This window comes from Oleiphilus sp. HI0086, assembly GCF_001635225.1.
On the sequence record NZ_LWFZ01001281.1, the window covers coordinates 1 to 1,174 of the forward strand.

General features: G+C 42.9%; 1 protein-coding gene. It reads right to left on the reverse strand.

The window, feature by feature from the left end; translation table 11 throughout:
- Positions 1 to 805: polynucleotide adenylyltransferase PcnB (gene pcnB / locus A3756_RS22120; RefSeq protein WP_156490690.1), on the reverse strand; the 805-nt coding region annotated here is incomplete at its 3' end.
- Between the last annotated feature and the right edge of the window lie 369 nt (positions 806 to 1,174).

A 1,174-nucleotide genomic window follows, 5' to 3' on the forward strand; every position in this document is an offset into this window, starting at 1 on the left:
CGAGCATTTTCTTATAGATAGCACTCTTATCACTGTTTTCCAAGGTATGAGCAATAGCTGGGAACAAGGGCTTAAATAGCCCATAGTCGACTAAGAGGTGAAAAATTTTCAATCCATAGCCAGAGAGAAACAGTTTTAGAATCTCATCGAACAAACGTGCTGCTGCAACGTTGGACAATAGCTGACCGTGCTCTCGTATGGCACCGCTGGTCTCTTCTTCGATATCAAAGTCTAGTTTAGCCGCGAAACGCAAAGCTCTGATCATCCGAACCGGATCTTCCCTATAGCGTGTTTCCGGGTCGCCAATAATGTTGATCAGACCCTGCTTAATATCGTCCAGGCTATCGACATAGTCGTAAATACAAAAGTCTTTAGGGCTGTAATAGAGAGCGTTTATCGTAAAGTCTCTTCGCACAGCATCTTCATCGATACTGCCATATTCATTGTCTCTAAGCAGCATGCCATGCTCTGATTGTTTTTCGTCCTGTTGGTTTACGCTTCCACGGAAGGTAGCAACCTCGATAATCTCGCGGCCAAACAGGATATGGACGAGCTTAAAGCGACGACCAATTAAACGTGAATTCTTAAAAAGAGCATGTACCTCCTCAGGGTGTGCATTGGTCGCAATATCAAAATCTTTAGGATTTTGGCCGAGCAAAATATCCCTGACACCACCACCAACCAGATACGCCTCATAGCCGCTATTATGTAAGCGATGCATAACCTTTAACGCCGATGGGCTAATTTGGCTACGAGAAACGGGATGTTGGTCGCGAGGTATAATGGAAGGAGACAGTCTGGACATGTTTAAACAATCATTGTTGTGGGTTACGAAGTACTAAGACCTTGAGGGGCTCTATCAGCCTTACGTTTTATGAAGCCATACTTTACCATAGACCAAGGCCAAGAGTTTATCTAAAGAGAAAACTGTACCAGAAAAAGTAGCAACACAAGTAATAATAAGAAAAGAGAGGGGGAATGACTTTGCATGAAAAGATCAAACGCTCTCCGTGATTGACCTTTTCATGCTTAAAAGAGCAGACTCTAAATTTTTTGTTGTTGTGAATCCATGTCTGTGCTTTAGGGCAAAAGCTCACACCTTTGCATGTAAACAGAGCAATTTGAATACTCAGAGCGGTAGCTAAAATAAAGTTATCCGGTTTAGGACTAGTGC